This window comes from Pectobacterium carotovorum, from assembly GCA_016415585.1.
GTDB classification, from domain to species: domain Bacteria; phylum Pseudomonadota; class Gammaproteobacteria; order Enterobacterales; family Enterobacteriaceae; genus Pectobacterium; species Pectobacterium carotovorum_K.
The window spans coordinates 919,498-941,552 of sequence record CP066552.1; the positions used below are offsets into that span (position 1 = coordinate 919,498).

18 protein-coding genes are annotated in these 22,055 nt (G+C 51.8%); 3 read left to right on the plus strand and 15 right to left on the minus strand.

Going from position 1 to position 22,055, the window contains the following annotated elements; genetic code table 11:
* Positions 1-41 precede the first annotated feature (41 nt).
* From JFY74_04025 to JFY74_04075, 11 genes are all read right to left on the minus strand, one after another.
* Positions 42-1,658: an acyl-CoA dehydrogenase family protein gene (locus tag JFY74_04025; GenBank protein ID QQG29240.1), complete on the minus strand. Its 1,617-nt coding sequence runs from the start codon at positions 1,656-1,658 to the stop codon at positions 42-44.
* Between the two features lie 627 nt (positions 1,659-2,285).
* The gene (locus JFY74_04030; GenBank protein QQG29241.1) at positions 2,286-2,612 is read right to left on the minus strand and encodes a multidrug efflux SMR transporter; all 327 of its coding nucleotides are present in this window, start codon (positions 2,610-2,612) and stop codon (positions 2,286-2,288) included.
* An 11-nt stretch (positions 2,613-2,623) separates the two neighbouring features.
* Positions 2,624-3,046, minus strand: coding sequence for a multidrug efflux SMR transporter (locus JFY74_04035; GenBank protein QQG29242.1), 423 nt, complete (start codon positions 3,044-3,046; stop codon positions 2,624-2,626).
* An 85-nt stretch (positions 3,047-3,131) separates the two neighbouring features.
* Positions 3,132-4,082 (minus strand): choline TMA-lyase-activating enzyme, encoded by a 951-nt coding sequence (gene cutD / locus JFY74_04040; GenBank protein ID QQG29243.1) that lies wholly within the window; start codon positions 4,080-4,082, stop codon positions 3,132-3,134.
* A 103-nt stretch (positions 4,083-4,185) separates the two neighbouring features.
* Positions 4,186-6,681, minus strand: a complete 2,496-nt coding sequence (cutC, locus tag JFY74_04045; GenBank protein QQG29244.1) for a choline trimethylamine-lyase — start codon at positions 6,679-6,681, stop codon at positions 4,186-4,188.
* Between the two features lie 575 nt (positions 6,682-7,256).
* Positions 7,257-7,946 carry an SDR family oxidoreductase gene (locus JFY74_04050; GenBank protein QQG29245.1) on the minus strand — a complete coding sequence of 230 codons (690 nt, stop codon included), beginning with the start codon at positions 7,944-7,946 and terminating at the stop codon, positions 7,257-7,259.
* Between the two features lie 45 nt (positions 7,947-7,991).
* Positions 7,992-8,459 (minus strand): YhcH/YjgK/YiaL family protein, encoded by a 468-nt coding sequence (locus JFY74_04055; protein ID QQG29246.1) that lies wholly within the window; start codon positions 8,457-8,459, stop codon positions 7,992-7,994.
* A 263-nt stretch (positions 8,460-8,722) separates the two neighbouring features.
* A complete protein-coding gene (locus JFY74_04060) occupies positions 8,723-9,910 on the minus strand; it encodes an exo-alpha-sialidase (protein QQG29247.1) in 1,188 nt (395 codons plus the stop codon).
* Between the two features lie 3 nt (positions 9,911-9,913).
* On the minus strand, positions 9,914-11,329 hold the full coding sequence (locus JFY74_04065) for a sodium:solute symporter family protein (GenBank protein ID QQG29248.1): 1,416 nt from the start codon (positions 11,327-11,329) through the stop codon (positions 9,914-9,916).
* A 38-nt stretch (positions 11,330-11,367) separates the two neighbouring features.
* Positions 11,368-12,252 carry a dihydrodipicolinate synthase family protein gene (locus JFY74_04070; protein QQG29249.1) on the minus strand — a complete coding sequence of 295 codons (885 nt, stop codon included), beginning with the start codon at positions 12,250-12,252 and terminating at the stop codon, positions 11,368-11,370.
* Between the two features lie 173 nt (positions 12,253-12,425).
* Positions 12,426-13,562 carry an iron-containing alcohol dehydrogenase gene (locus JFY74_04075; GenBank protein ID QQG29250.1) on the minus strand — a complete coding sequence of 379 codons (1,137 nt, stop codon included), beginning with the start codon at positions 13,560-13,562 and terminating at the stop codon, positions 12,426-12,428.
* Between the two features lie 236 nt (positions 13,563-13,798).
* Here JFY74_04075 and JFY74_04080 point away from each other — a divergent pair, with 236 nt between their 5' ends.
* The 3 genes from JFY74_04080 (at position 13,799) to JFY74_04090 (ending at position 17,120) form a co-directional block, all read left to right on the plus strand.
* The gene (locus JFY74_04080; protein QQG29251.1) at positions 13,799-15,127 is read left to right on the plus strand and encodes a four-carbon acid sugar kinase family protein; all 1,329 of its coding nucleotides are present in this window, start codon (positions 13,799-13,801) and stop codon (positions 15,125-15,127) included.
* Positions 15,120-16,100 (plus strand): D-threonate 4-phosphate dehydrogenase, encoded by a 981-nt coding sequence (locus JFY74_04085; GenBank protein QQG29252.1) that lies wholly within the window; start codon positions 15,120-15,122, stop codon positions 16,098-16,100. The genes JFY74_04080 and JFY74_04085 overlap by 8 nt, the downstream gene beginning before the upstream one ends.
* A gap of 204 nt (positions 16,101-16,304) precedes the next feature.
* Positions 16,305-17,120: a DeoR/GlpR transcriptional regulator gene (locus JFY74_04090; GenBank protein QQG29253.1), complete on the plus strand. Its 816-nt coding sequence runs from the start codon at positions 16,305-16,307 to the stop codon at positions 17,118-17,120.
* 63 nt (positions 17,121-17,183) lie between these two features.
* On the opposite strand, the gene JFY74_04095 is transcribed toward JFY74_04090, so the two are convergent.
* From JFY74_04095 to JFY74_04110, 4 genes are all read right to left on the minus strand, one after another.
* The gene (locus JFY74_04095; GenBank protein QQG29254.1) at positions 17,184-18,062 is read right to left on the minus strand and encodes a metal ABC transporter substrate-binding protein; all 879 of its coding nucleotides are present in this window, start codon (positions 18,060-18,062) and stop codon (positions 17,184-17,186) included.
* A 40-nt stretch (positions 18,063-18,102) separates the two neighbouring features.
* The gene (locus JFY74_04100) at positions 18,103-18,957 is read right to left on the minus strand and encodes a metal ABC transporter permease (GenBank protein QQG29255.1); all 855 of its coding nucleotides are present in this window, start codon (positions 18,955-18,957) and stop codon (positions 18,103-18,105) included.
* Positions 18,954-19,664 (minus strand): ABC transporter ATP-binding protein, encoded by a 711-nt coding sequence (locus JFY74_04105; protein QQG30443.1) that lies wholly within the window; start codon positions 19,662-19,664, stop codon positions 18,954-18,956. The genes JFY74_04100 and JFY74_04105 overlap by 4 nt, the downstream gene beginning before the upstream one ends.
* A gap of 549 nt (positions 19,665-20,213) precedes the next feature.
* Complete coding sequence (locus tag JFY74_04110; GenBank protein ID QQG29256.1) at positions 20,214-22,037, minus strand: metallophosphoesterase; 1,824 nt, start codon at positions 22,035-22,037, stop codon at positions 20,214-20,216.
* Between the last annotated feature and the right edge of the window lie 18 nt (positions 22,038-22,055).

A 22,055-nucleotide genomic window follows, 5' to 3' on the forward strand; every position in this document is an offset into this window, starting at 1 on the left:
TTCTCCAGAAGTAAATTTGCAGATGAATTTAATACATTTATTTATGATTCCGTATATAACTCTGAAGTGAATTTTTCGGTGTAATTAGAATTGATTATTGGTGCGGTAATTAACTCAATTGGAGGGGTGAGTATATTCATCAAATAGGTTATCTTCTCTATTGTAGGATTAATAGTGTGGAAGGATAGGGTATCTGACATATAAGGTGAAAAAATGTTACTAATATCCTTGAGCATTTCATCATCTGCAACCCCTGTTTCTTGGATTTCTTGAATAATAATATCCAATGCATAGGTATAGGTCAGAGCCTGTGCTTCAGTATGAGTGAATCGACGCTGATGACAGTCTGCAACAATTCTCTTTTCTATCTCTTGTGCAATATTTTCTGGTATAGCATCATTGTTTTTAAATCGGTTTAATCCAATCATATATTTAGCGATTTGATAAGACATGACTGAGTTATCACCTGCAAAGGTAATATTGGCTTCATAGTCAATTTGCATGGACATAATTTGATTGTAGTGATGTAAACCCTGAGCGCCACACATCGCTCGGCATTTACGTAGGATTTCTAATCCTAATGATGAACCCAAATATTTTCCAACGGCGACTAAAATTTGTAATTTTTTATGTGTATTTCTATCTTCCCAATTTACTTTAAATTGATTAATAATAATTTTATTTAAAATATTTAGAGAAAAGGCTTTTAGTAACTCTGGATATAACCTTTGGCAAAATAATGGCTCCATAATTAAGGTTTGATATGTTGGTTTTAATGATGTGACGCGATGCTCAGAAAATTTATAGGTAATATAAAGTGCGGCTGCCGCAGATAGGCTACCGCTACTTAATGGAAAAATACGCTCTTGTAAAAAGGTCTCAAACAGTGAGGCAAAACGTTGGGATTTTGTAAGTTGACTATAAAATGTCCCCTGTTGAGTAATTTCAGAATGACGTTGCATCATTGCATCAAGCGGCAAACTGACTTGATCAAATCGAATGCCAGAAATTTGATACCCTTTTACGCCGCCTTTGGGATCGCAAGAAATAGTGCTTATACCTGGAAGTAGGCATTCATTTTCCTTATCCCTTAATGGCACGCGGAACCAATGAATACCTTCATCACGATTGTTAACAATAAGTCTCGCCAGTACCATACCGACTGTTGCGGAGTAAAGTGCATTACCTATCCAGAATTTATAGGATTCAGGAGTAGGAGAATGGAGGATTAACCTTCGTTGTGTATGATCGTAGGTGACAGTCGTTTTTATATTGCGTAAATTAGTGCCGCAGGCTATTTCTGTGCAGCAAAAAGAATAAATTTTGTCTAAGCTAACGACCTCATCACGATACTTATCTATCTGTTTGTCGCTGGATTGTGTAAATATCACATTTCCTGCAATGAGGTGTGCCGCGAGAGAGATACCTAATGACAGATCCAGAGTACCGAACAATGCGATATTTTGGCAGAGTTCATCAAATTGTGATTGCTTATTTTGTCCTAGCCACATTTCGTTATTAATCAATCCTTCCCGGAAAATAACTTTCATTCTCTTTACCGTCAAGTCCATATAATCACGTGATGAAATATGATGTCTGGTTCGGGCGTCAAATAACTCCATTTCTATTATTTTCTTGACTTTATCATTGCAATCCATAAATACCTTCTATAGTTCTCCGTGCATAGTATTGAATGAATTTTGCACGGTTGTTAAGTGTGATTTTTTAAGTATAGTTCTGTGTTTTTTTTATTCAAGGTGAGGGCTGTTCTGTTAACGCTATTAAATACAAAGCGTATTATTATTTTTTTTTGGTTTTTTTTATTAGTTAATGTTTTCATAAGTATTTTTATTGAGAAGTATTTTATCCGAGATTAATTCGTCGAAATTTACTGTTATTTTATTTTTTACTAGGGTGCACTGATAGCAGTCCGCTGATGATGAAAGGTTGAGGCGGAGTTAAGAAGGGAGCAGTGCAAGCCCACGTTTTCTCATGCAGGCTTGCCACACGCGGCGTGATTAGCTACCAGCATCGACGTGCTTATCGTCGAATAGGTCGTCTTTAATGGATTCCGGCTTGTTTTTAATCGCCCCAATGCGATATAGGAATTGACCAAGCTGCAAGGTTTTGTGCGGCGTCACACTGAACGACACTTCGGGGCTTTCAGAATACTCAGCAGCAGGTAAACGATCCCGAATTGCTGCGCAATGCGCAGCTGTCGTTCCGCCTGTGCCAGAGCAGGCAGGCCAAGTCCCAGCAGTAAAAGAAAATGTGTCTGGATGATATTACATATTTGAATACAGGTTCATGATCATTCCTCCGCTGATAATTAATACCATAGAAAAGAGTGCTGGGAGATCCGGTTTCTGTTTATAGAGCAACATCGAAATAAATGTCACGCCAATGATGCCAAAACCACACCATAGGGAATAGGCAATACCTACGGGCAAATAGCCCATCGCACGCGTTAACGAAAAATAGCAAAGGCAGTAAGCGAAAATCACGATAACGGAAGGAGAGAGCTTTTTAAATCCATCGGTTTTTTTGATCATTGACGTGCCGGTGATTTCCGAACCAATGGAGAGTGCCAGCCAGAGGAATCCGTTTAGCATGATGGGTATCCTTATTTTTCATGAATAATTTTTGTGTTTAATGGCGGATTTTGGGGGCTGCTTGTTGACGTTTCTGGCTGTTCATCCACGCCCATTTTAGAAAAGAGATTCATGATGGCAATGCCGGTAGCAATCACGACCATCCCAATGATGGCGGGGATATCAGGACGTTGGCCGTAGAAAACAATACTGAGTGTTGAAACCAATAAAATGCCTGTACCCGACCAGGTCGCATAGGCCAAACCGACGGGAAGATGTTTTACGGCTTTTGAGAGTGAATAATAACAAACACAGTACAGCAGAATAATAACGGCCAATAATGCTATTTTTGTTGCGCCCTGGCTATCATCAAACATTTTTAACGTAGAGGTGGCAGACGTTTCTGACAAAATGACTAATAACATCCAAAGCCATGATCGCTTTCTGAGTGACATAATATGACTCCTGATTTATTGGGTATTAAAAATACGTTCTCTTGTTGTACGGCGAGGGCTATTTTCTACTGCTATAGGTTTCTCTTTAATGACGAACCAACCGAATATCGATATCAAACCCGGAAAAGAACATCTCCAGACGATTCAGTTCCTCCTGGCTATAGCTGGGATCGTTTTCGATGGGGTAAATCATGCCCAGCCTTTCGTATTTTTTGCGGCCTAGCTGGTGGTAGGGCAATACGTCGATGCGTCGTATATTGCCGTGCTCTGCCAGCGTCTGAACATAGTGAATGGTGCTGGTCACCGCATCGTACGAATCGTTATAGCCGCGAACGAGTGGCATACGAATGACGATATCGGCTCCCAGCCTGACCAGATGTTCCAGATTGCGCCGTATATTCTCATTCCCTATGCCGAACAAAGCTTTGTGCTGCTGGGTATCAATGTGTTTGATATCAAAAAGGAATAAATCCGTCACGGCGGCGAGCTTACTGTAGTGGGACTTCAGGGTCGTGCCCTGTGTCTCTACTGCGGTATTAATCATCATGCGCTTGCAGGCGGTGAGCAGTTCGACGGCGAAATCCGTTTGTAGGCTCATTTCCCCACCGCTGAGAGTGACGCCGCCGCCGGAGGACACATAGAAAGGATAATCCTGCATGATGATTTCCATCAGCTCGGTAACCGTCATCTCTTGCCCTATGACATCCAGCGCGCCGGACAGGCACACCGTTTCACACTTCCGGCAGCCAATGCAGTTCGCCGTGCGATCGAGATGATGGCGCTGCTGGCCGCTGTTGTCTGCCTGCATGTGGTGAACGCCCGTAGGGCAAACGTCCACACATTTGCCGCAGTTTACGCATTTATCCTGAGAGATCATGAGCTGATAGGCGCTGCTGATCCCCTCTGGGTTAGCGCACCAGGGGCAACGGATATTGCAGCCCTTCATAAAAATCAGCGTGCGGACGCCATCTCCATCGTGGATTGAATATTTTTGGATGTTGAATATTCGCCCTGTGGTTGTCTGTGCGGATTCCATGCTTCTGCCTCCCTCCGTCATTGTAAGCCTCCCTACTCGACGATATCCTGCTAATGCCTTTAGGCTGTGGAGCGCTCAAAACTTGTCGATCAAAACTTGTCGATCAAAACTTATCGATCATAGTGCGACTGATGATCTCGTTCTGAACTTCCTTACATAACTCAACGAAATAGGCGCTGTAGCCTGCGACACGCACGATCAAATCACGATATTGCTCTGGTGTTTGTTGGGCTTTTCTCAATATTTCATCGTCAACGTAGCTGAACTGCATCTGCCCATTGCCCAAAATCGACGACGTTCTCAACAGGGCGATCAGTCCGTTGCGACCTTCTGGCGTATCCAGCATGCCTTTAAGGAACTTGAAGTTATGCACCATACCGATATTCATGCTTTCGACGTTCAGCCTGCTGACGGATTTGATCGCGGCAGTGGGTCCTTTGGTATCCGCGCCTTGTGTTGGGCTAATACCATCGGAAAGCGGCATCCACGCCAGTCGGCCGTTAGCACTGGCTGCTGTCAGTTCACCAATTGGTGTGTTGTTCGAGATCGATAACGTGCCGTGGCTAAACGTGGAGTAGAGCATCTTGTACTGACGACACTCCTTTTCCGTCCATTCGGTGATATCCCGTGCGAGCTGATCGACCTCGTGATCATCATTGCCGTATTTCGGCGCATTCAGGCAGTCTCTTCTGAGTTCGTCATTACCTTCAAAATTCGCCAGCAGGCCATCGCGCAGCTGTTCCAGCGTGTATTGCCGATCTTCATAAACGAGCTTGCGGATTGCCGCCATGGAGTCTACGTAAGTCGCCAGCCCGGAGAAAATGAGACCCGGCCCGTGATTGACGACGGCACCGCCCGCGGCCACATCCCGACCCTTTTCCATGCAGCCTTCGACCAGCAGCGACATCAGCGGTTTGGGGGCGACATCACGATGCACGCGCTGGCTGATTACGGTGCCAATCGCCGACAGACGGATAATGTGTGCGATCTGTGTTTTCACCGCACGATCAAACGCTTCGAACGTGTCCAGCGTACTTAACTCACCGGTGTCCAGCCCCTGAACGCGATCGAACAGGATCATTCGGCCACGGTTTAAGACAAACTCAATGGCGATCGGCCACTGGGTATAGCCCGTGGAGGTCCACTGATAAATGCGGCCTGATTTTTGCGGTTCTACGCAGCCCATCAGGCAGTAGTCGCGGGCATCTTCAAAATCGAAGCCTTTACGCAGCATCATCTTGATGTGGGAATCATCGAAGTGACAGGCTGGAAAGCCCATCCCTGATTTGACGACGTCGACAATTTTCTCCAGATACGCCTGCGGGGATTGATTATGAATACGGCAGGCCAACGACGGTTGGTACACTTTGACAAAACGTACCGCATCCATGATCAGGTAGGTCAGATCGTTACAGGCATCGCCTCCGCTGCGCTTCTGCCCACCGACCGTCAGGTTGATAAATGGCTGGTAGCCAGCGAAATATTTCGCGCCGCTTTCGCTGGACATCCACATCAGCTCGGCACATTTCAGAATGAACATCTGCATCATTTCCAGCGCTTGCTCACGCGTCAGGCGACCGGATTGAATGTCGGCCTCATACATTGGGTAGCAGTATTGGTCGACGCGCCCCAGTGAAATCCCCGTCTGGTTCTCTTCCACTTCGAACAGTGACTCCAGCGTCCAGATACTTTGCAGGGCTTCCTGCAATGTTTTGGGCGGATGGGCAGGCACGTTCTCGTTGGTTTCAGCAATAGCCAGAAGCTCGGCGCGCCGTGAGGCGTCCTCTTCCCGTTCTGCCAGTTCACGCGCGTGCGCCGCGATACGACGGGAATAGGCGATGACGCCGTCGCAGGTTTCAATCGCGGCCTTATAAAAATAGATACGGTCGATATTATCCGGCTCGTCCATATCAAGCTGAGCCAGATTTGCCTGCGCCTCGGCCTTGATGCCCTCCATGCCTTTGGTGAAAAGCAGCACATCGTAGCCAGGGCAGGTGTCGCCGCCGCCGTTGATCTGGTGGTATGAAAGATCGCTGACGAAGGTTTCGCCGCTGAAGGCCCAGACGCCCGCTTCACGGTATTGTGTCTCGCAAATCTCATCCAGCGAGCGGCCTTGCCAAAACGGCACAATCTCGTCACGGATGGTTTTTTTATCTTCTTCTGAAATTTGGAAAGGGTCCTGAGGACGGGTACTCATGGTGTCCAGTTCGTCACGCACCCAGCGCCAGGCAATATCGGGAGAGAACGCTCCCGCCCGCGGTTTACCGCAGGGATGCTCTACAATGAGTTCCTCATCCTGAATCAGAATCGGTGCCGTTTCGCAGGCTCTACGGAATGATTTAGCCCGTAACAGAATAGGCGGCAGACCGGGGTTGTGTTTTGCCACCTCGGTGAAGGCCAGTGCGCGATAAATAGAGATACTAGGGCGTGCTTCTAAATAACGGGCGCGGAGGCGCTGCATACGTGGCGTAAGCGTTTCTTGCTCTGCTACGTTAGATGATTTTTTAAGACTGCCCCGTTTGGCTATTTTTTCGGTATTCAATATGCTGTTATCAAACGGGAAGTGATTTGTTTTTGGTGCTAACGTGTCATTATCCATACGAAAGTCTCCTGCTGTTATTTTTTCTGATGCAATCAGATCCGATAAGGGAAATGCCATGTACTATATCTGGGTGACGGAATAGGCAGAGAATACTTGCCTGAATGTCACTGTGTATGGAGGTTTTTTATTTACTTCTTAATGATTTAATTTTGTTGGTTTTTTCATGGGGCTATTTTGCATTTTTATTAAGATAACCGTTTGTTTTTAAAAAATTTCATCAGGTAGAGAGAATATAGGTTGATTGGTTTTTTTAATTAATACTTTTTGTTTTTAATAATTTCTTATCTCTTTTATGAGTCATTTTTATACGTTGAAAATAGTGTGGCTACTATTTTAAATACTGATAAAAATAACGGCGTTAATAAATTGACTAAGATCAATTCATTCTGTTTTATTATATGATTGCTTTTGTATTGTTTTCTCATTAATTATTTTGAATGTGTTCATAATAAATAAAATGGGGCGTGGGATTTATATAGTGCGGGTTGCAAGAGGAAGGAAAAGAGGGCTGATAATTCAGGCCAATCTATGCTTAAGAAAATTGGCCTGTAATCGAGGGAGAAAAGAGAGCGTTACAGCGATGCGCCGCCGCACATCACCAACTGCTGGCCGGTAATGGCCGCGGCAGACGGGGAGAGCAAATAGCCTACCAGATCGGCCACTTCCTGTGGCTGGATGAAGCGTCCAATTGGCGGCAACTTCGGCGGAGAGCTTTGGCGACCCGGCATGGTCAGCATCGGGGTTTCTGTGGCGCCCGGCGCGACGATGTTTACCGTTATGCCGCGTGGAGCCAGTTCTGCCGCCCAGCTTCTCGCCATGCCGATCATCGCGGATTTGGTTGTGACGTACTGGCTGCGTCCTGCTGAACCGCTGGATGTGCGGCTGCCCAGTAGCACAATTCTTCCACCTTGCGGCAGCTTATCGACCAGACGATCGGCCAGTACCTGTGCCGCGTTGATATGCAATCGCCACAGCGTTTCACCGTCTTCCAGCGAAAGCTGACCGAGTGGGGCGGTTTTCATAATGCCAGCGGCATGGATGACGGCATCAACCTGCGTAATCTCGTCCAGAATGGCCGTCAGTGCGGGCGTATCCATGATATCCACCGCGCGGTGGGTAAAATTTGGATGTGAATAGTCACCCGGCTTGCGTGACAGGCCGGTTACCCGCCAGCCTTCCGCCAGTAATTTTTGTGTGATGGCGGCACCGATCCCTGAGCTGCTACCGGTAATCAGGGCGTGTTTAGTGGCTGTCGCTGACATGTGTCTCCTTAATCAAACTTAACGGCTTTGATGCAACCATTTTAATTACAACAACGTGACGGGGATTTTAAACACGGCTTTTTTGACCGGTGCAGGGCTGTCGTTAATCGCACACAGTGCCTGATGAGCTTCACCTGGATAGAAGGTGACGAAGTCGCCTGCCCGCAGGTGGATCTGATGCGGCACCTGAGGATTATCCAGAATATAGAGATCCGGCTTACGTTCAGTTGCGGGCTGACCATGCACATCATTCAGACCGTAACCGATAATCTCCTCGCCTTCCAGAATCAGTTGAATATCGAGATAGTTGCTGTGAAATTCGGTATGTCGCGTGGCGCGTGGTGCGGTGTTCACGGTGCCGATGTTGTAGAACCATTCGGCACCTTCCGGCTGATAACGGCCTTCCGGCAGCGCATTTAGTTCAGCCAGTGACATGCCCGGCGCGGACAGAATGGTCCACAGCGCATCGGGTAATGTGGCGAGTTTGAGGGTGTTGAGGTTTCCTGCAATCATAATCGTGTCCTGGGTATATACCCGTCATACTTCAAGTTGCATGTGCGTTGGCTTCATTACTCGGCCCACTTTGTGGTCCTCGCCCCGTTGGGGCCGCTGCAAGCAGCGTTCAACTCAGCCTTCGGCGGCGTTGTCGGTCACCCGAATCACTTACTTGTGTAAGCTCATCGGGATTCCCTCACTTGCCGCCTTCCTGAAACTCGAATTATTTAGGGTATAGCGGGGGAGAGCCCCGCTGATAAAGAGAAAAAAAGCCGCGCAGTTTAGTTCGCTTTGACCCACTCCTCACTCACCACGACGTGCTTGATCGCCTGTCGGAAGTAAGTGAACGCGACGTGCAGCTTACCGTCCTGCGCTTGTTTGACGCTGGGGTAAGAGAACTCGCGGTTCAGCTTCTCCGTGGAGTTATTGGTCATGCAGTAACCGTCGCCCACTTCGATATTACGCTGCCACGGCCAGCTTTTACCGCCGTCTTCCGAAATGGCGAGCGTCATCGGTGCGCGCGGGGCACCCCAGAAGGCGCTACGACCACCGGCTTGTACTTCCGGCATTTTGGCATTGCTGGCTTTGTCTTCTTCATCCTCGATTTCATCGTACAGCGACAGACGGCGCTCGGTCGCATCGGCGGCGCTCATATGGTTGAACACCAGCGCCAGATGGCCATTCTCTAGCGTCGTCACCTGAATGGACGAGTTGTTGTTCGGCAACTCGGTCGGCACGGGATCCGACCAGGTTTTACCGCCGTCCGTTGAACGACTTTGGTAGATGAAATCCGCCCAGCGGCTGCGGTACAGCGCCAGCAGCGTGCCGTCCTGCAACGGGGTGATGTTCATATGCACGCAGCCCGTGCTGTTTGGCACCGGGTATTCCTGCCAGGTTTTCCCCTGATCGCTGGAAATTTTCACGGCGCTGTCGTCATCGTTGCCGACCCATTTCTCACCCGGCTGAACGCGGCAGTAGAACACCGGCAGCAGCCAGTCGCCGTTTTCCAGCACGGTGATAGGCTGGCGGATGAAAGTGCCGGGCTGATCGAGCAGTGTGCCGATCTCGCCCCAGGTCGCCCCCAAATCTGTAGACTGACGGTAGCGCACAATTGCGGTGTCCTGATTACCGGATTTCTGCGCGGTGTACAGTAGCCACAGCACGTTGTCCGGCGCGAGGAACAGAACCGGGTTCTGTTCGGAACGCGTGGCATCTTCAGACAACTTAACGGTGTTACTCCAGCTATCGCTGCCTTTCACCAGACGGGACATATAGATAGAGATATCCGCAATCCCTTCTTGTGTGCCCCCAAACCAGACGCACAGTACATCGCCGTTCGGCAGATGGAGCAGGTTGGCCGCATGATTCTGCGGGCATTCCGATGGAATGTAGGCATCCAGACGCGCGGCATCGCCTTCTGCGTGATGAACTTTTCCGCTACGTTCCACAGTAATGATTTCGCTACTCATGACTCAGGCTCCCGATTTATTTTCAGTTGGAGAGGTTTTGATTTTGTTCGCTTTGTTCGGAATCATGCGATCGATCAGTATGACGACAGCAGGGGTAACTAACGCGACATACATGTTATCGATGCCGTATGGGTTGCCGAGAATATACCAAACAGAGGTGACCACGCAGGCGGAGATCAGGCTGGCGTTTGCACCGCGGGCGCTGCCGAAGAACGGCAGGTAGAACGCAATGACAGCAACCACGGAAATCGACAGACGAATGGCACGCGTAAAGAATGACAGTTTCAGGATTTCAGGGACGAACAGAACGAAGATGAGCGGCGCGAAACCTACGACAAGCGAGAGGATCCGGGTCATTTTCATTTCTTTTTCTGGCGTCGGTTTCCAGTAAGGAACGTAGAAGTCCTTAATCAGCAGGGAAACGATAGCCAGTGCCACCATACTCACGCTGATGAAGATAGACGCGACCAGTGACGTGGTGACCAAGCCGGCGAGCCATGGGTTCATGTCTTGCAGGAAGACTGGCATCGCGTACAGGCTGTTGATTTCAGGGTGAGCAAACTTCGCCGCGACACCGATGACCGCGATAGCAAGTGCAATCGGCATACAGAAGAAGAAGGCAACCCAGGTGGCTCGTTTGGCGCTGGTGGCATCTTTCGTTGATGAAATGGCCTGAATCACGAACTGCGTACAGAAGATAGAACCGATGGTCCCGATCAGCCAGGCGAAGATGGTGCTGGCACCGAGTTTACCGTCCCACGTCCAGTAGTAATCCGGCATTTGTTCGATCATTGGCTTGAAGCCACCGGTCATTTTCAATGCCACGAACAGAATGATCATGACGCCAGCGTATTTCACGGCGCTGTGGATCAGTGTGATGTAGGCCGTTCCTTTCAAGCCACCGAAATAGTAGTAGAAGGTACTGACGATAGCGGTGATCAACGCGGCGACAGGCAGGGAGACTTTCAACACCGTGGCGATGGCTGCCGCGCCGCTGACGTAGTTGCCCACGTTCACCAGCAACAGCGCATAGATCATGATGATCGAAATGATGTTCTTGGTGCTGGTACCGTATTTCTCGGCAATCGCGCCGGAGATGGTGATTTTCCCGGTGTTATAAATCTTCTTCACCAGAATCATACCAAACAGCGGGAAACCGATGGCGGCGCCAATCACCGACCAGGATGCGGCAAAGCCGTTCTCAAAGGCGGACTGTGCCGTACCGATGGTGGATTTGGCACCGATGAACTCGGTCATCAGCAGGATACCGACGATAAACGCCGGTAGCGCGCGTGAGCCTTCCATGAACTCGGTGTTCGATTTACTGCGGAGCTTGTAGGTTAACCATGAGGTGAATGCGATATAAAACACAATCATCCCAACGATTATGAGGGTGTCGGTAACGTTAAAATGGTTCATATCTTCTCGGCCTATAAGTGGAAATTGATATTTCTCTGTTACTGCGAGAATTGACTAAGTATGTTGCGGATGTTGTCTTCATCCTGTGCGGAAAACTGGATCGGATAGCGGCTGACGCCGACATCTTCACCCATAATCGCCAGCGCTTTTTTCACCACAGCCGGTGAGAACGCGATGGCGTACAGTGTCTTACGCAATTCGGCAACCTGTTCTTGTGCCTGACGGGAGCCTTCGATGTCACCCGCTTTGAAGCGGTGCCAAATTTGGCTGATCGGTTCCGGTGCCACGTTAGCCAGCCCGGAAATACAGGCGGAGCAGCCGTCAACAAAGCCCTGGTGAATGAGCGAGTCTGGGCCATTCAGTACGTTAAAACCCTGTACACCTTTCACCGCTTGCACATAACCGCTCAGGCTTTCATAGCTGCCTGCGCTGTCTTTAATGCCGATGATGTTCGGGTGATCCGCCAGCGTGCGGACGGTTTCCGGTGCCAGCGTATTTCCCGTGCGTGCAGGAATGTTGTAGAGAAACACCGGCACAGTCAGCGCATCGGCGACGGCGGTGTAGTGGGCGATCAGTTCTTCCTGTTTGAGTGGGATGAAATACGGGGTGATGACCGAAACGGCATCAACACCCAGCGCGGCGATGCGCTTGCCGAGCTTGATGGTTTCCCGCGTGGAGATTTCACCGATGTGGCCGACAACCGGCACTTTTCCGGCAACTTCATCAACGCAGGTTTCCGTGACGGCGACTTTCTCATCGGTGTGCAGAACGAAAAACTCACCGTTGGTGCCGTTACAGAAAATACCGTTGCCGTAGCGCATCTGGCGCTGAACCTGAAGACGCATGGCAGCGGGGTTAAATTCGCCCTGGTTATCAAACGGCGTGACGATGGCAGTTAGTACGCCGGTAATATTTTTACTCATTGTTCTTCCTCGTGACACGTAATCAAAAAGATGAAAACTTAAAACCATTCTGCTTAAAACGAATGCCGGCCACTGAAGCCCATTATTAGGGGAAACACAGGGGGAGGTTCCCGCAGGAGGCCTCACCCCTGTGGTCGCCCCGTGTATCTCGATGCTTAAACGATCGCGTATGGTTAAAACAGGGTTAGATAAACCTCACGGACATCGTCGGCGCTGACCTGTGTCGGCACGTTTTTCATCAGGCGCTGAACCTGTAACGCGGCATCAACCAGGTACGGCAGGTGGTCTTTTTCCACACCGAGCTGCTGTAAGGTGTTAGGCAGATTGAGTCGTTTAACCAATTCGCTGAAGTAGGTCACCAGCGCCTGCGCTTTTTCCGCCGTGCTGAGCGTCAGATCGGCATCCGGCAGCAGGTCATACGCCTGTGCGAATTTGTCCTGTGCGGCGTCCTGCACGAAACGCATGCAAGGGGCGAGTAGGATGGCGTTCGCTACACCGTGTGGGATGTGGTACTTGCCGCCCAGCGGGTAAGACATGGCGTGAACCAGATGCGTACCGGAGTGGGCAATGGCAGCACCACCGTAATAGGACGCCCACAGCATGTTCAGCTTGGCTTCCATATTGCTCGGCTCGCGCACGGAGGTTTCGAGGTTGGCAAACAGCTTTTTCAGGCCAATCAGCGCGTAGTTGTCGCTGACCGGGTTGGCGATCGTCGAGGTGAAGCACTCGATCAGGTGGCAGAGTGCATCGATACCGGTTGAAGCGGCGATACGCGACGGCATGCTGATGGTCAGCTCCGGCACCAGCGCAACGTAATCCGGCAGCATCACTGGCGTAATAATGCCGACTTTGGTCTCTTTTTCCGGGATCGCCAGAATGGCATTCGGCGTGGCTTCTGAGCCGGTTCCCGCGGTGGTCGGGATAAGCAGGGATGTTGTGCGGCGAGTCGGTTTCTCCCCTGCCAACAGGCTATCCAGCGTGACGGTATCGTCGCCCGCGCACAGCACGGAAAGCAGCTTGGCAACGTCCAGTACGCTGCCGCCGCCTACGCCGATGACCAGATCGGTTTGGATTTGATTGAGCTGGCTCAGTATCTGGGCGACGTCGTGCTGGCTTGGCTCGGCAGGAACATTATCAACCAACAGAACCTGCGGAACGGCTTGCTTAACTTGTGCGATCAGCGCCTGAACGTCAGGCAGCCCGACGATGTTTTTGTCGGTGACAAATAAAACGTGCTGTTTCCCTGCCAACAGGTGACTCATGTCCTGAAGTACCCGGTAACCGCTGAGGATAGTGCTATTGATGTTCATGCTTATTACCTTGCCTTTTCTCTTTCGCCAGAGCGTTATCGCTATGATGATAATGGTTGCGATGGTGATTACTTTCAGTCAAATAGCGTGGTTTTCATCACGCAGAAACGCCATTTGCCACATTGTGGTGATAATTTATAGGTGAAATTCCTTTTAAATAATTTGATATTGCTCACATATAATCAAATGTGATTCAATATAATCATTATCAGGTAATCACGAACCGGGGATGAGGTATGTCAAACGTGCAGCAATCAGCAGAACAGGTATTAGTAGTCGCTGATGACTTTACGGGTGCCAATGATGCGGGCGTCGGTCTGGCGCAGCATGGCGCGCGGGTTAGCGTCGTATTTGACGTTAATAAACTGCATGCGGATTTACTGGGCGATGCGGTGGTGATTAACACCGATAGCCGTGCGGCGCGTGACGACGTGGCGTCTCAACGTACCGCAGAAGCGGTTACAGCCTGGCAGGCTGCTGGCGGACAAGGCTGGATTATTAAGAAGATTGACTCGACGCTACGTGGGAATCTGGGGGCGGAAGTGGCCGCCGCGCTGTCTGCGGCAGACGTACCCGTCGCGCTGATTGCTGCGGCTTCGCCGACGCTGGGGCGCGTGACCCGCAAAGGTGAAGTCTGGGTGAATGGTCGCCTGCTTACCGAAACGGAATTTGCCAGCGACCCAAAAACACCGGTGGCTTCGGCTTCTATCGCTGCCCGTCTGACAGAGCAAACCGCTTTATCCGTGGCGGAAATACACCTTGATGACGTCCGTCAGAACAATTTAGCCGACCGTTTGCAGCAACTGGCGGACGAGGGCGTACGTCTGATTATTCTTGATACCGACGAGCAGGACGATCTGACGCATATCGTTCACGCCGCCAGAACGTTGCCATTTCGTCCCTTGCTGGTTGGGTCGGCAGGCCTGAGCGAAGCGCTGGCGAATACGCAGAATTTTACGCGTAAGACCGAAAGGCCGCTGCTGGCTGTCGTCGGGTCGATGAGCGATATTGCTCAAAAACAGATTGCGGCCGTCAGACTGCGCAGCGATGTCACGCTGGTTGAGATTGATATCAACGCACTCTTTTCACCCGACTCGTCCACCGTCATGGCATCTCAGTGTCAGGACGCGGTGAAGGCGCTGATGAACGGTAATCACTGCATTATTCGTACCTGTCATAACGAAAATCAGCGCTTCGAGATTGACGCGCGGTGCCGGGAGCTTGGGCTTAGCCGACAGCAGCTTGGCGAAACGATCAGCCACTATCTGGGGGAACTTACGCGCAATATTGTTCAGGCGCTAGATAGCCTGACGGCGGACAGTGCTAACCGGCGCCTGCTGAGCGGGCTGTATTTATCCGGTGGTGACATTGCGATTGCCGTGGCAACCGCACTGGGCGCGACCGGCTTTCAGATTAAGGGGCAAATCGCATCCTGTGTGCCTTGGGGATACCTGCTGAACAGCGTTGTCGGCACGACCCCTGTGATGACTAAAGCGGGGGGTTTTGGCAACGAAACTACTTTGCTCGACGTTTTACGTTTTATTGAGGAGAAGGTCAGTGAGTAAAATTATTGCGGTAACGATGGGTGATCCGGCAGGGATTGGACCGGAAATTATTATCAAATCGCTGGCCGAAGGCGAGCTTTCCGGTGCGTCCGCCGTGGTGGTGGGCTGCGTGCAGACGATGCGACGTATTCTGGCGCTGAATATCGTGCCAGCCGTAGAGCTGAAAATCATTGATAAACCGGCTGATGCGGTCTTCGCGCCGGGTGTCATCAACATGATTGATGAGCCGTTGGAAGATCCGCAGGCGCTGAAGCCGGGTCTTGTTCAGGCGCAGGCGGGTGATTTAGCTTACCGCTGCATTAAGAAAGCGACCGCGCTGGCGATGGCGGGTGAAGTCCATGCGATTGCCACCGCGCCGCTGAATAAGGAAGCGCTGCACTCGGCAGGCCACCTCTATCCGGGTCACACCGAACTGCTGGCGAAGCTGACCAACAGCCGCGACTATGCGATGGTGCTGTATACCGATAAGTTGAAGGTGGTCCATGTTTCAACGCACATCGCGCTGCGTAAGTTCCTGGATACGCTGAACCGCGATCGCGTGGAAACGGTGATCGAGATGGCGGATGTCTTCCTCAAGCGCGTTGGTTTTACTCACCCGCGTATCGCCGTTGCTGGGGTTAACCCGCATGCGGGCGAGAATGGCCTGTTTGGTGATGAAGAGATCACCATCGTGTCGCCATCGGTTGAAGCCATGAAAGCTAAAGGCATTGATGTCTATGGCCCGTGCCCGCCGGATACCGTCTATTTGCAGGCGTATGAAGGACAGTACGACATGGTGGTGGCGATGTATCACGATCAGGGCCACATTCCGCTTAAGCTGCTAGGCTTCTATGATGGGGTGAATATCACCGCCGGATTGCCGTTCATCCGCACGTCTGCTGACCACGGTACAGCGTTTGATATTGCCTGGACGGGTAAAGCGAAGTCCGAAAGTATGGCAATCTCTATCCAGCTCGCCATGCAACTGGCCTGATTGGCAGTACCCCATCACGGTTAATAGCACGGTTTTTTAAGCTACAGTGCACATTGCAGGATATCTTCCTTCCCGCGTTCGGGAAGGTTTCTGGTATCCTGCAATCAAGAACCAACAATGTAAAATAACTTTATACCCCAAATAATTCGAGTAGCGTAGCCAACGCACAAGCAGCTTGAAGTATTACGGGTGTATGACAGCAAGATGGATATCGCCGTGGATCCTACATTAACTGATGCTTTCCGCATGAGCGGGGATAAAGTAAAAGGGCAGAGCCGTCTTGATCAGATTATGGATTACCTGAAAAGCCATAATCTGGTGACGGTAGATGAACTGGTGTCCGTGATCGACGCTTCCCCAGCGACGATCCGTCGTGATTTGATCAAACTGGATGAGCAGGGCGTGATTAGCCGCAGTCATGGCGGCGTGACGCTCAATCGTTTTATTCCTTCCCAGCCGACCACGAATGAGAAATTACATCGTAGCCTGCAGGAGAAGCAGGCGATAGCCCGCTATGCCGCGACGCTGGTTAAACCGGGCAGCGCGGTGGTGCTGGATGCGGGAACGACCATGCTGGAGCTGGCGCGAAACCTGACGCATTTGCCGCTGCGCGTGATTACCGCCGATTTGCAAATTGCGCTGTTTCTGTCTGAGTTCAAGCAGATCGAAGTGACGATTATCGGTGGACGTATTGATGATAGCAGCCAGTCCTGCATCGGCGAACATGGGCGCCGTCTGTTACGCAGCATTTACCCCGATATCGCGTTTATCAGCTGCAACTCGTGGAGTCTGGACAAAGGCGTCACCACGCCGACGGAAGAGAAAGCGGGCATAAAACAAGATCTCGGTGCGAATGCCAGCCGCAGGATACTGCTGGCCGACAGCAGTAAATACGGTGCGTATTCGTTGTTCTGCGTCACGCCCCTGTCGGAACTCACCGATATCATCACCGACAGCGCGTTAGCACCCGAGGCGCAAGCGGAGCTGAAAGGCAAAACGTTCAATCTGACGCTGGTGTAGGCGAGGTGCCATCCGTGGCGCTTTCTTTCCTGATCTCCTGTGTGCTGGCTAAATATTGCGTATCTACTTCATGCTGGCGGCGAGGGTATCGACGTTGTGCTTAAACGCGGCCGTGTAGGTTGACGCGGGGCCGGATGCATCGGTCAGCGCTTCCGGGTACAGTTCACCACCGGGCTGCGCGCCGCTGGCCGTCGCGATTTGCTTCACCAGACGTCCATCGGTCTGGTTTTCGATGAAGTAGCTTTTCACCTTCTCTTGTTTGATTTGCTTAATCAGAGAGGCCACTTTTTTGCTGCTGGCTTCTGACTCGGTAGAGTAGCCCACTGGCGACAGGAACGTCACGCCGTAGGCCTGGCCGAAATAGCCGAAGGCATCATGGCTGGTCAGCACTTTACGTTTTTCTGGCGGGATGGCGGCGAACGTTTTCTTCGCGTAACTATCCAGTCCCTGTAGCTGTTTGATGTAGGTTTCACCCTGCTGACGATAGTAATCGGCATTCGTTGGATCGGCTTTTACCAGCGCATTGACGATGTTGTGCGCGTAGACCACGCCGTTGCTCATGCTGTTCCAGGCATGCGGATCGGTTTCGGTTTTTCCGTCTTCCACCATCGAGCGTGTTTCAATTCCGTTTGATGCCGTGATGACCTCACCACGGTAGCCGGAGGCGGTGACCAAGCGGTCGATCCACCCTTCCAGCCCCAGCCCGTTCACGAAAACCAGATCGGCGTTAGCCAGCGTTTTGCTGTCTTTCGGAGATGGTTCAAACTCATGCGGATCGCCATTGGGCTTCACCAGATCGGTCACGGTAACGCGATCGCCGCCGATGTGGCTGACCATATCGCCAAGTACGGAAAAGCTGGCGACAACATCAAGGTTCTTTGCCATCGCCAGTGGGCTAAGCAGCAGGCCGGATAACGCAATAGCTAACAGTGAACGTTTCATTTTTCCCTCACAGACAGTTGCAGATAACGAGATTCATCGGTCACCGACGCAGGCGTAACAGCCCACCGTTGTGACCAACGCAGACCGAGAAACAAAAAAACAGCGTAATCGTCAGAATGATGGCGGGCCCGGCGGGCAGCTCGGCATAATAGGACCACAGCAGCCCGATCAGGCTGGCGAGCATCCCTTGCAGCACCGCAATGCCGAGCATGACGGGCAGGCGCTGCGTCCAGAAGCGTGCGCTGGCGGCAGGCAGCATCATCATGCCGACCGTCATCAGCGTGCCTAGCAGTTGGAACCCGGCGACCAGATTCAACACCACCAGCGACAGAAACAGCCCGTGGATTAACGCTCGATAGCGCCCTGAACTGATGCGCAGGAAGGTCACGTCAAACGATTCAATCACCAACGCCCGATAGATCACCGCCAGCACCAGCAAGGAAGTCGATCCGATCAGCGCAATGTCGATCAGCGCGGCGCGATCCACCGCCAGAATCGATCCGAACAGCACATGCAGCAGATCGACGCTGGAACCGCGCAGTGACACCAGCGTGACGCCGAGCGCCAGCGAACCGAGGTAAAATCCGGCAAAGCTGGCGTCCTCTTTTAATTCCGTGTGGCGAGTGACGAATCCAGAGAGCATGGCGACAGACAGCCCGGCGATAAAACCGCCGATCCCCATCGCCAGCAGCGACATCCCCGAGATGAGGTAGCCGATGGCGACGCCGGGTAAGACCGCGTGTGACAGCGCATCGCCAATCAGGCTCATGCGCCGCAACAGCAGGAAACAGCCCAGCGGTGCGGCGCTCAGCGTGATGACCAGACAGCCGACCAGCGCACGGCGCATAAAACCGAATTCGGCAAAAGGAGAAGTAATCAGGTGAAATAGCATCATGACATGACGATCCTGAGCGTTGGCGTATCGCTGTCGGCCTTGCGCAGGCTATGTAATATGGGTTGGGCATCTCCCCAGCGGTGGCCGTCTGGGGTGAGGTGTAAGATAGTCGGGAAGTGCTGCCCGACTACTTCCAGATCGTGCAATACGGCCAGAATGGTTCTGCCTTCGGCGTGAAGCTGTTCGATAATCTGCAAGAGCGTTTGCGTGGTCTGGCTATCGACGCCGGTAAAAGGCTCATCCAGTAGAATGATGGGAGCCTGTGTCAGCAGCAGTCGCGCGAAGAGCACGCGCTGTAGTTGCCCGCCGGACAGGACGCCAATATGCCGATCGGCGAAGTCCGTCATGGAGACGGCGTCGAGCGCGTCGATCGCTTTGCGATGCCAGTTGGTGTTGATCCCCCGCAGCAACCCGCGGTGAGGGAGCGATCCCATAAGCACCAGATCGCGCACGCTGATAGGAAACTGCCGATCAAATTCGGAGAGCTGGGGTAGATAGCCAATAGCATTATTGTTGCTGTCGTTACCGAGGCTGAACGAACCGGAAAGCGGCGGCAGCAGACCCACCAGCGTTTTCAGCAGCGTAGATTTTCCGCTGCCGTTCGCGCCGATAATCGCCGTCAGCGATCCCTGATGAAAGCATCCGCTGAGTGTCGCGAGCGGTGGCTGATGACGATAGCCAAAGGCCAGTTCCTGTAGAGCAATCATGGCAACATCACCGCCCACCCAACCAATAGCCACAACAGCACCAACAGCAGGGAAACCAGTAACACGCGCTTGAACGCAGAGAGAGAGTAAAAACTTGTCATTATCATCGGTAAAAAGCTAAATTGTTATATTATAACATATCACTTTTTGGCGATGACGACAGAGGGAATAGGTAAAAAATTATGTAAGCTGATTGGGTTTGGTTTGGTTTGGGGGAATATTTCGTGCGCGTCGAGCACTGTTATCTTCATGCTACGTCGTAGCATGCGCCCGACATAGGGGGCTACGCCAGCCCCCTATGAACCCCGGCTTTTGGCGGAAATTATGCCGCTAAAGCGGTACCTTCGGTGCCCATGCCCGCTTTTCGAGCCGCCAGTGACGCGTTCCTGACGCGGCACTGGCTTTCGCGGCGTCCATGCCGCTCACTCGGCGTTCATGTTCACCTCAGCATAATTTTTTACGCCGTGAAGAGAAGACCCGTGAGCAATATGAGTTGGCTCAGTTTTATCTTCAGCATGGCGCACGAAGCCTCCCCCGAAAGAGAAAATCTTATACCGTTAAAAGATTCCCCTGAATATCAACTACAAAGCGAGTAGCAGGCTCGTCATTAATATAACCAGCGAGGATTTTCAGCATCAGGCCGAAGCGGTATTGCAGGCTGTCCTGCGGTAGTGTGGTCGTTGGCGTGTAGGCCGCCAGCAGTGCGCGGTACTGCTTCACCCGCGCAGTTGGAATATCCTGCCAGGCGAGATCGCTGCCGTTGCGCAGGCAATACCAGTCTGTCACCAGCGTGAGCAGCGAAATATCCTGTAACCCTTCGGTGCCTGCAACCACAGTCGGTTTGCGCTCGGCGGCGTCGGGCAGCGTTTTGGCGCTGAGCGGTTCCTGTTGTTGTGCGATCCACAGCAGATCGGCGCAGTTCAGCGTAGTGATGAGGGGTGACAAATCTTCCGGCCAGTCTTTCACCAGAAAACGCTGGCGTACCAGCAGCGCCAGATGATGGTGCAGGAAATCGTAATAATCGCGGCTTTTCAGGATGTCGCCCAGCGGTTCACCAGTGCGATCCAGCTCTTTCTGATAAAACGGGAACAGATGGTTGAACTGCGGCACGTTGCGCAGCACCAGCGTATCAATGTCCACCCGGTCGTTATGTAGCGTCGCCAGCTTCATTGCGGGCGGATAGGCAGCCAGAGACGGCACCGCCACATTCACCAGCGTCCCCTGTGAACCGCGATACACGCCGGTGTCGTTAACGTGCAGGTGGCCGCTGAAATGCAGGCGAATACCTGCCGCCAGCGCCTGTTCGGCGACCTCTGGCCGCGGCGTGCGTTTAATGAAGCTGTTGCTGCCAAAGAGCTGTTTTTCATCTTCTACCGTGCCGTCGAGAAAATCGACCAGCGGATAGTGCGAGAACACCAGCAGCTTCTTGTTCTGCGCTTTCGCCCGTTGCACTACCGATTTCACCCACGGCAGCATGAACGGCTTTTCCGTCAACAAGGCGTTCCAGCCCGTGTCGCTGCTGGTGGAGTAGCCTTTGATCTCCTCACGTTTTTCCGGGCCGTTTTTAACCTGATACACGTTGGCGTCAATGGAAAGCAGCCACAGTCCGGCTTCCGGCTCCACCAGATAGGAAGCGTCCACAATGTTCCACTGTTTGCTGCCGTCCGGCGAACGGGCGAGATACTGACGCTGACTGAGTTCATCACTGTCACCAAACGGCGTTTCCCAGTGCAGAAAATCGTCGCGTTTAAAGAAACCAAACGGCTTCATCAGCGGCAGGCCACGCTCATAGCCGAGCGCCTGCATCGTGGCCGTGACGATCAACGATTTTGCATCACCGAGTTTGACGTCGGATTTACTGCTCAGCATGGTGCTGCTGCCGTCGGCATTGAGCATTCTCTCCGAGGAATCATCCCCCTGCGGACGATTAACGTCGTGGTTGCCCGGTGTGGCGAAGAAGCGCATACCGTGACGCTGCTCATACTGCATCAGGATGGCGGCAATACCTTCAACGGTAGGCTGTTGGCCATCATCAGAATAATCGCCGGACAGCACGACGTATTTCACCTGCTGTTTTGCCAGTTCGTCCAGCGCGGCCAGCAGCGCAAAGTAGGGCTCGTTGAAGATGCGGGTCGAATTCACCGAATCTTTCAGTGTACGAATGGTCAGCTTCTTTCCCGTCTGCGCATCAGGCAGGCCGTCAAAATCATAGTTGCCGTAGATATTGTGGACGTGGACATCCGAAATAATGGCAATACGCAGCGGTCTGGCGGGTGCTGCCGATTCGCCGTTAGCGTGGAAAAAGCCGCCAGCCAGCGTAATGGCGCTGCCTGCACCGAGCTTGACGAAGGTTCTGCGAGTGAGTGATTCCATGACTATCTCCATAGGTGG

Bases quoted from the DNA above. Each gene is read 5' to 3' on its own strand.
- JFY74_04025 (QQG29240.1), bottom strand. From the start codon at position 1,658: ATGGATTGCAATGATAAAGTCAAGAAAATAATAGAAATGGAGTTATTT.
- JFY74_04030 (QQG29241.1), bottom strand. From the start codon at position 2,612: ATGCTAAACGGATTCCTCTGGCTGGCACTCTCCATTGGTTCGGAAATC.
- JFY74_04035 (QQG29242.1), bottom strand. From the start codon at position 3,046: ATGTCACTCAGAAAGCGATCATGGCTTTGGATGTTATTAGTCATTTTG.
- cutD (QQG29243.1), bottom strand. From the start codon at position 4,082: ATGGAATCCGCACAGACAACCACAGGGCGAATATTCAACATCCAAAAA.
- cutC (QQG29244.1), bottom strand. From the start codon at position 6,681: ATGGATAATGACACGTTAGCACCAAAAACAAATCACTTCCCGTTTGAT.
- JFY74_04050 (QQG29245.1), bottom strand. From the start codon at position 7,946: ATGTCAGCGACAGCCACTAAACACGCCCTGATTACCGGTAGCAGCTCA.
- JFY74_04055 (QQG29246.1), bottom strand. From the start codon at position 8,459: ATGATTGCAGGAAACCTCAACACCCTCAAACTCGCCACATTACCCGAT.
- JFY74_04060 (QQG29247.1), bottom strand. From the start codon at position 9,910: ATGAGTAGCGAAATCATTACTGTGGAACGTAGCGGAAAAGTTCATCAC.
- JFY74_04065 (QQG29248.1), bottom strand. From the start codon at position 11,329: ATGAACCATTTTAACGTTACCGACACCCTCATAATCGTTGGGATGATT.
- JFY74_04070 (QQG29249.1), bottom strand. From the start codon at position 12,252: ATGAGTAAAAATATTACCGGCGTACTAACTGCCATCGTCACGCCGTTT.
- JFY74_04075 (QQG29250.1), bottom strand. From the start codon at position 13,562: ATGAACATCAATAGCACTATCCTCAGCGGTTACCGGGTACTTCAGGAC.
- JFY74_04080 (QQG29251.1), top strand. From the start codon at position 13,799: ATGTCAAACGTGCAGCAATCAGCAGAACAGGTATTAGTAGTCGCTGAT.
- JFY74_04090 (QQG29253.1), top strand. From the start codon at position 16,305: ATGGATATCGCCGTGGATCCTACATTAACTGATGCTTTCCGCATGAGC.
- JFY74_04095 (QQG29254.1), bottom strand. From the start codon at position 18,062: ATGAAACGTTCACTGTTAGCTATTGCGTTATCCGGCCTGCTGCTTAGC.
- JFY74_04100 (QQG29255.1), bottom strand. From the start codon at position 18,957: ATGATGCTATTTCACCTGATTACTTCTCCTTTTGCCGAATTCGGTTTT.
- JFY74_04105 (QQG30443.1), bottom strand. From the start codon at position 19,664: ATGATTGCTCTACAGGAACTGGCCTTTGGCTATCGTCATCAGCCACCG.
- JFY74_04110 (QQG29256.1), bottom strand. From the start codon at position 22,037: ATGGAATCACTCACTCGCAGAACCTTCGTCAAGCTCGGTGCAGGCAGC.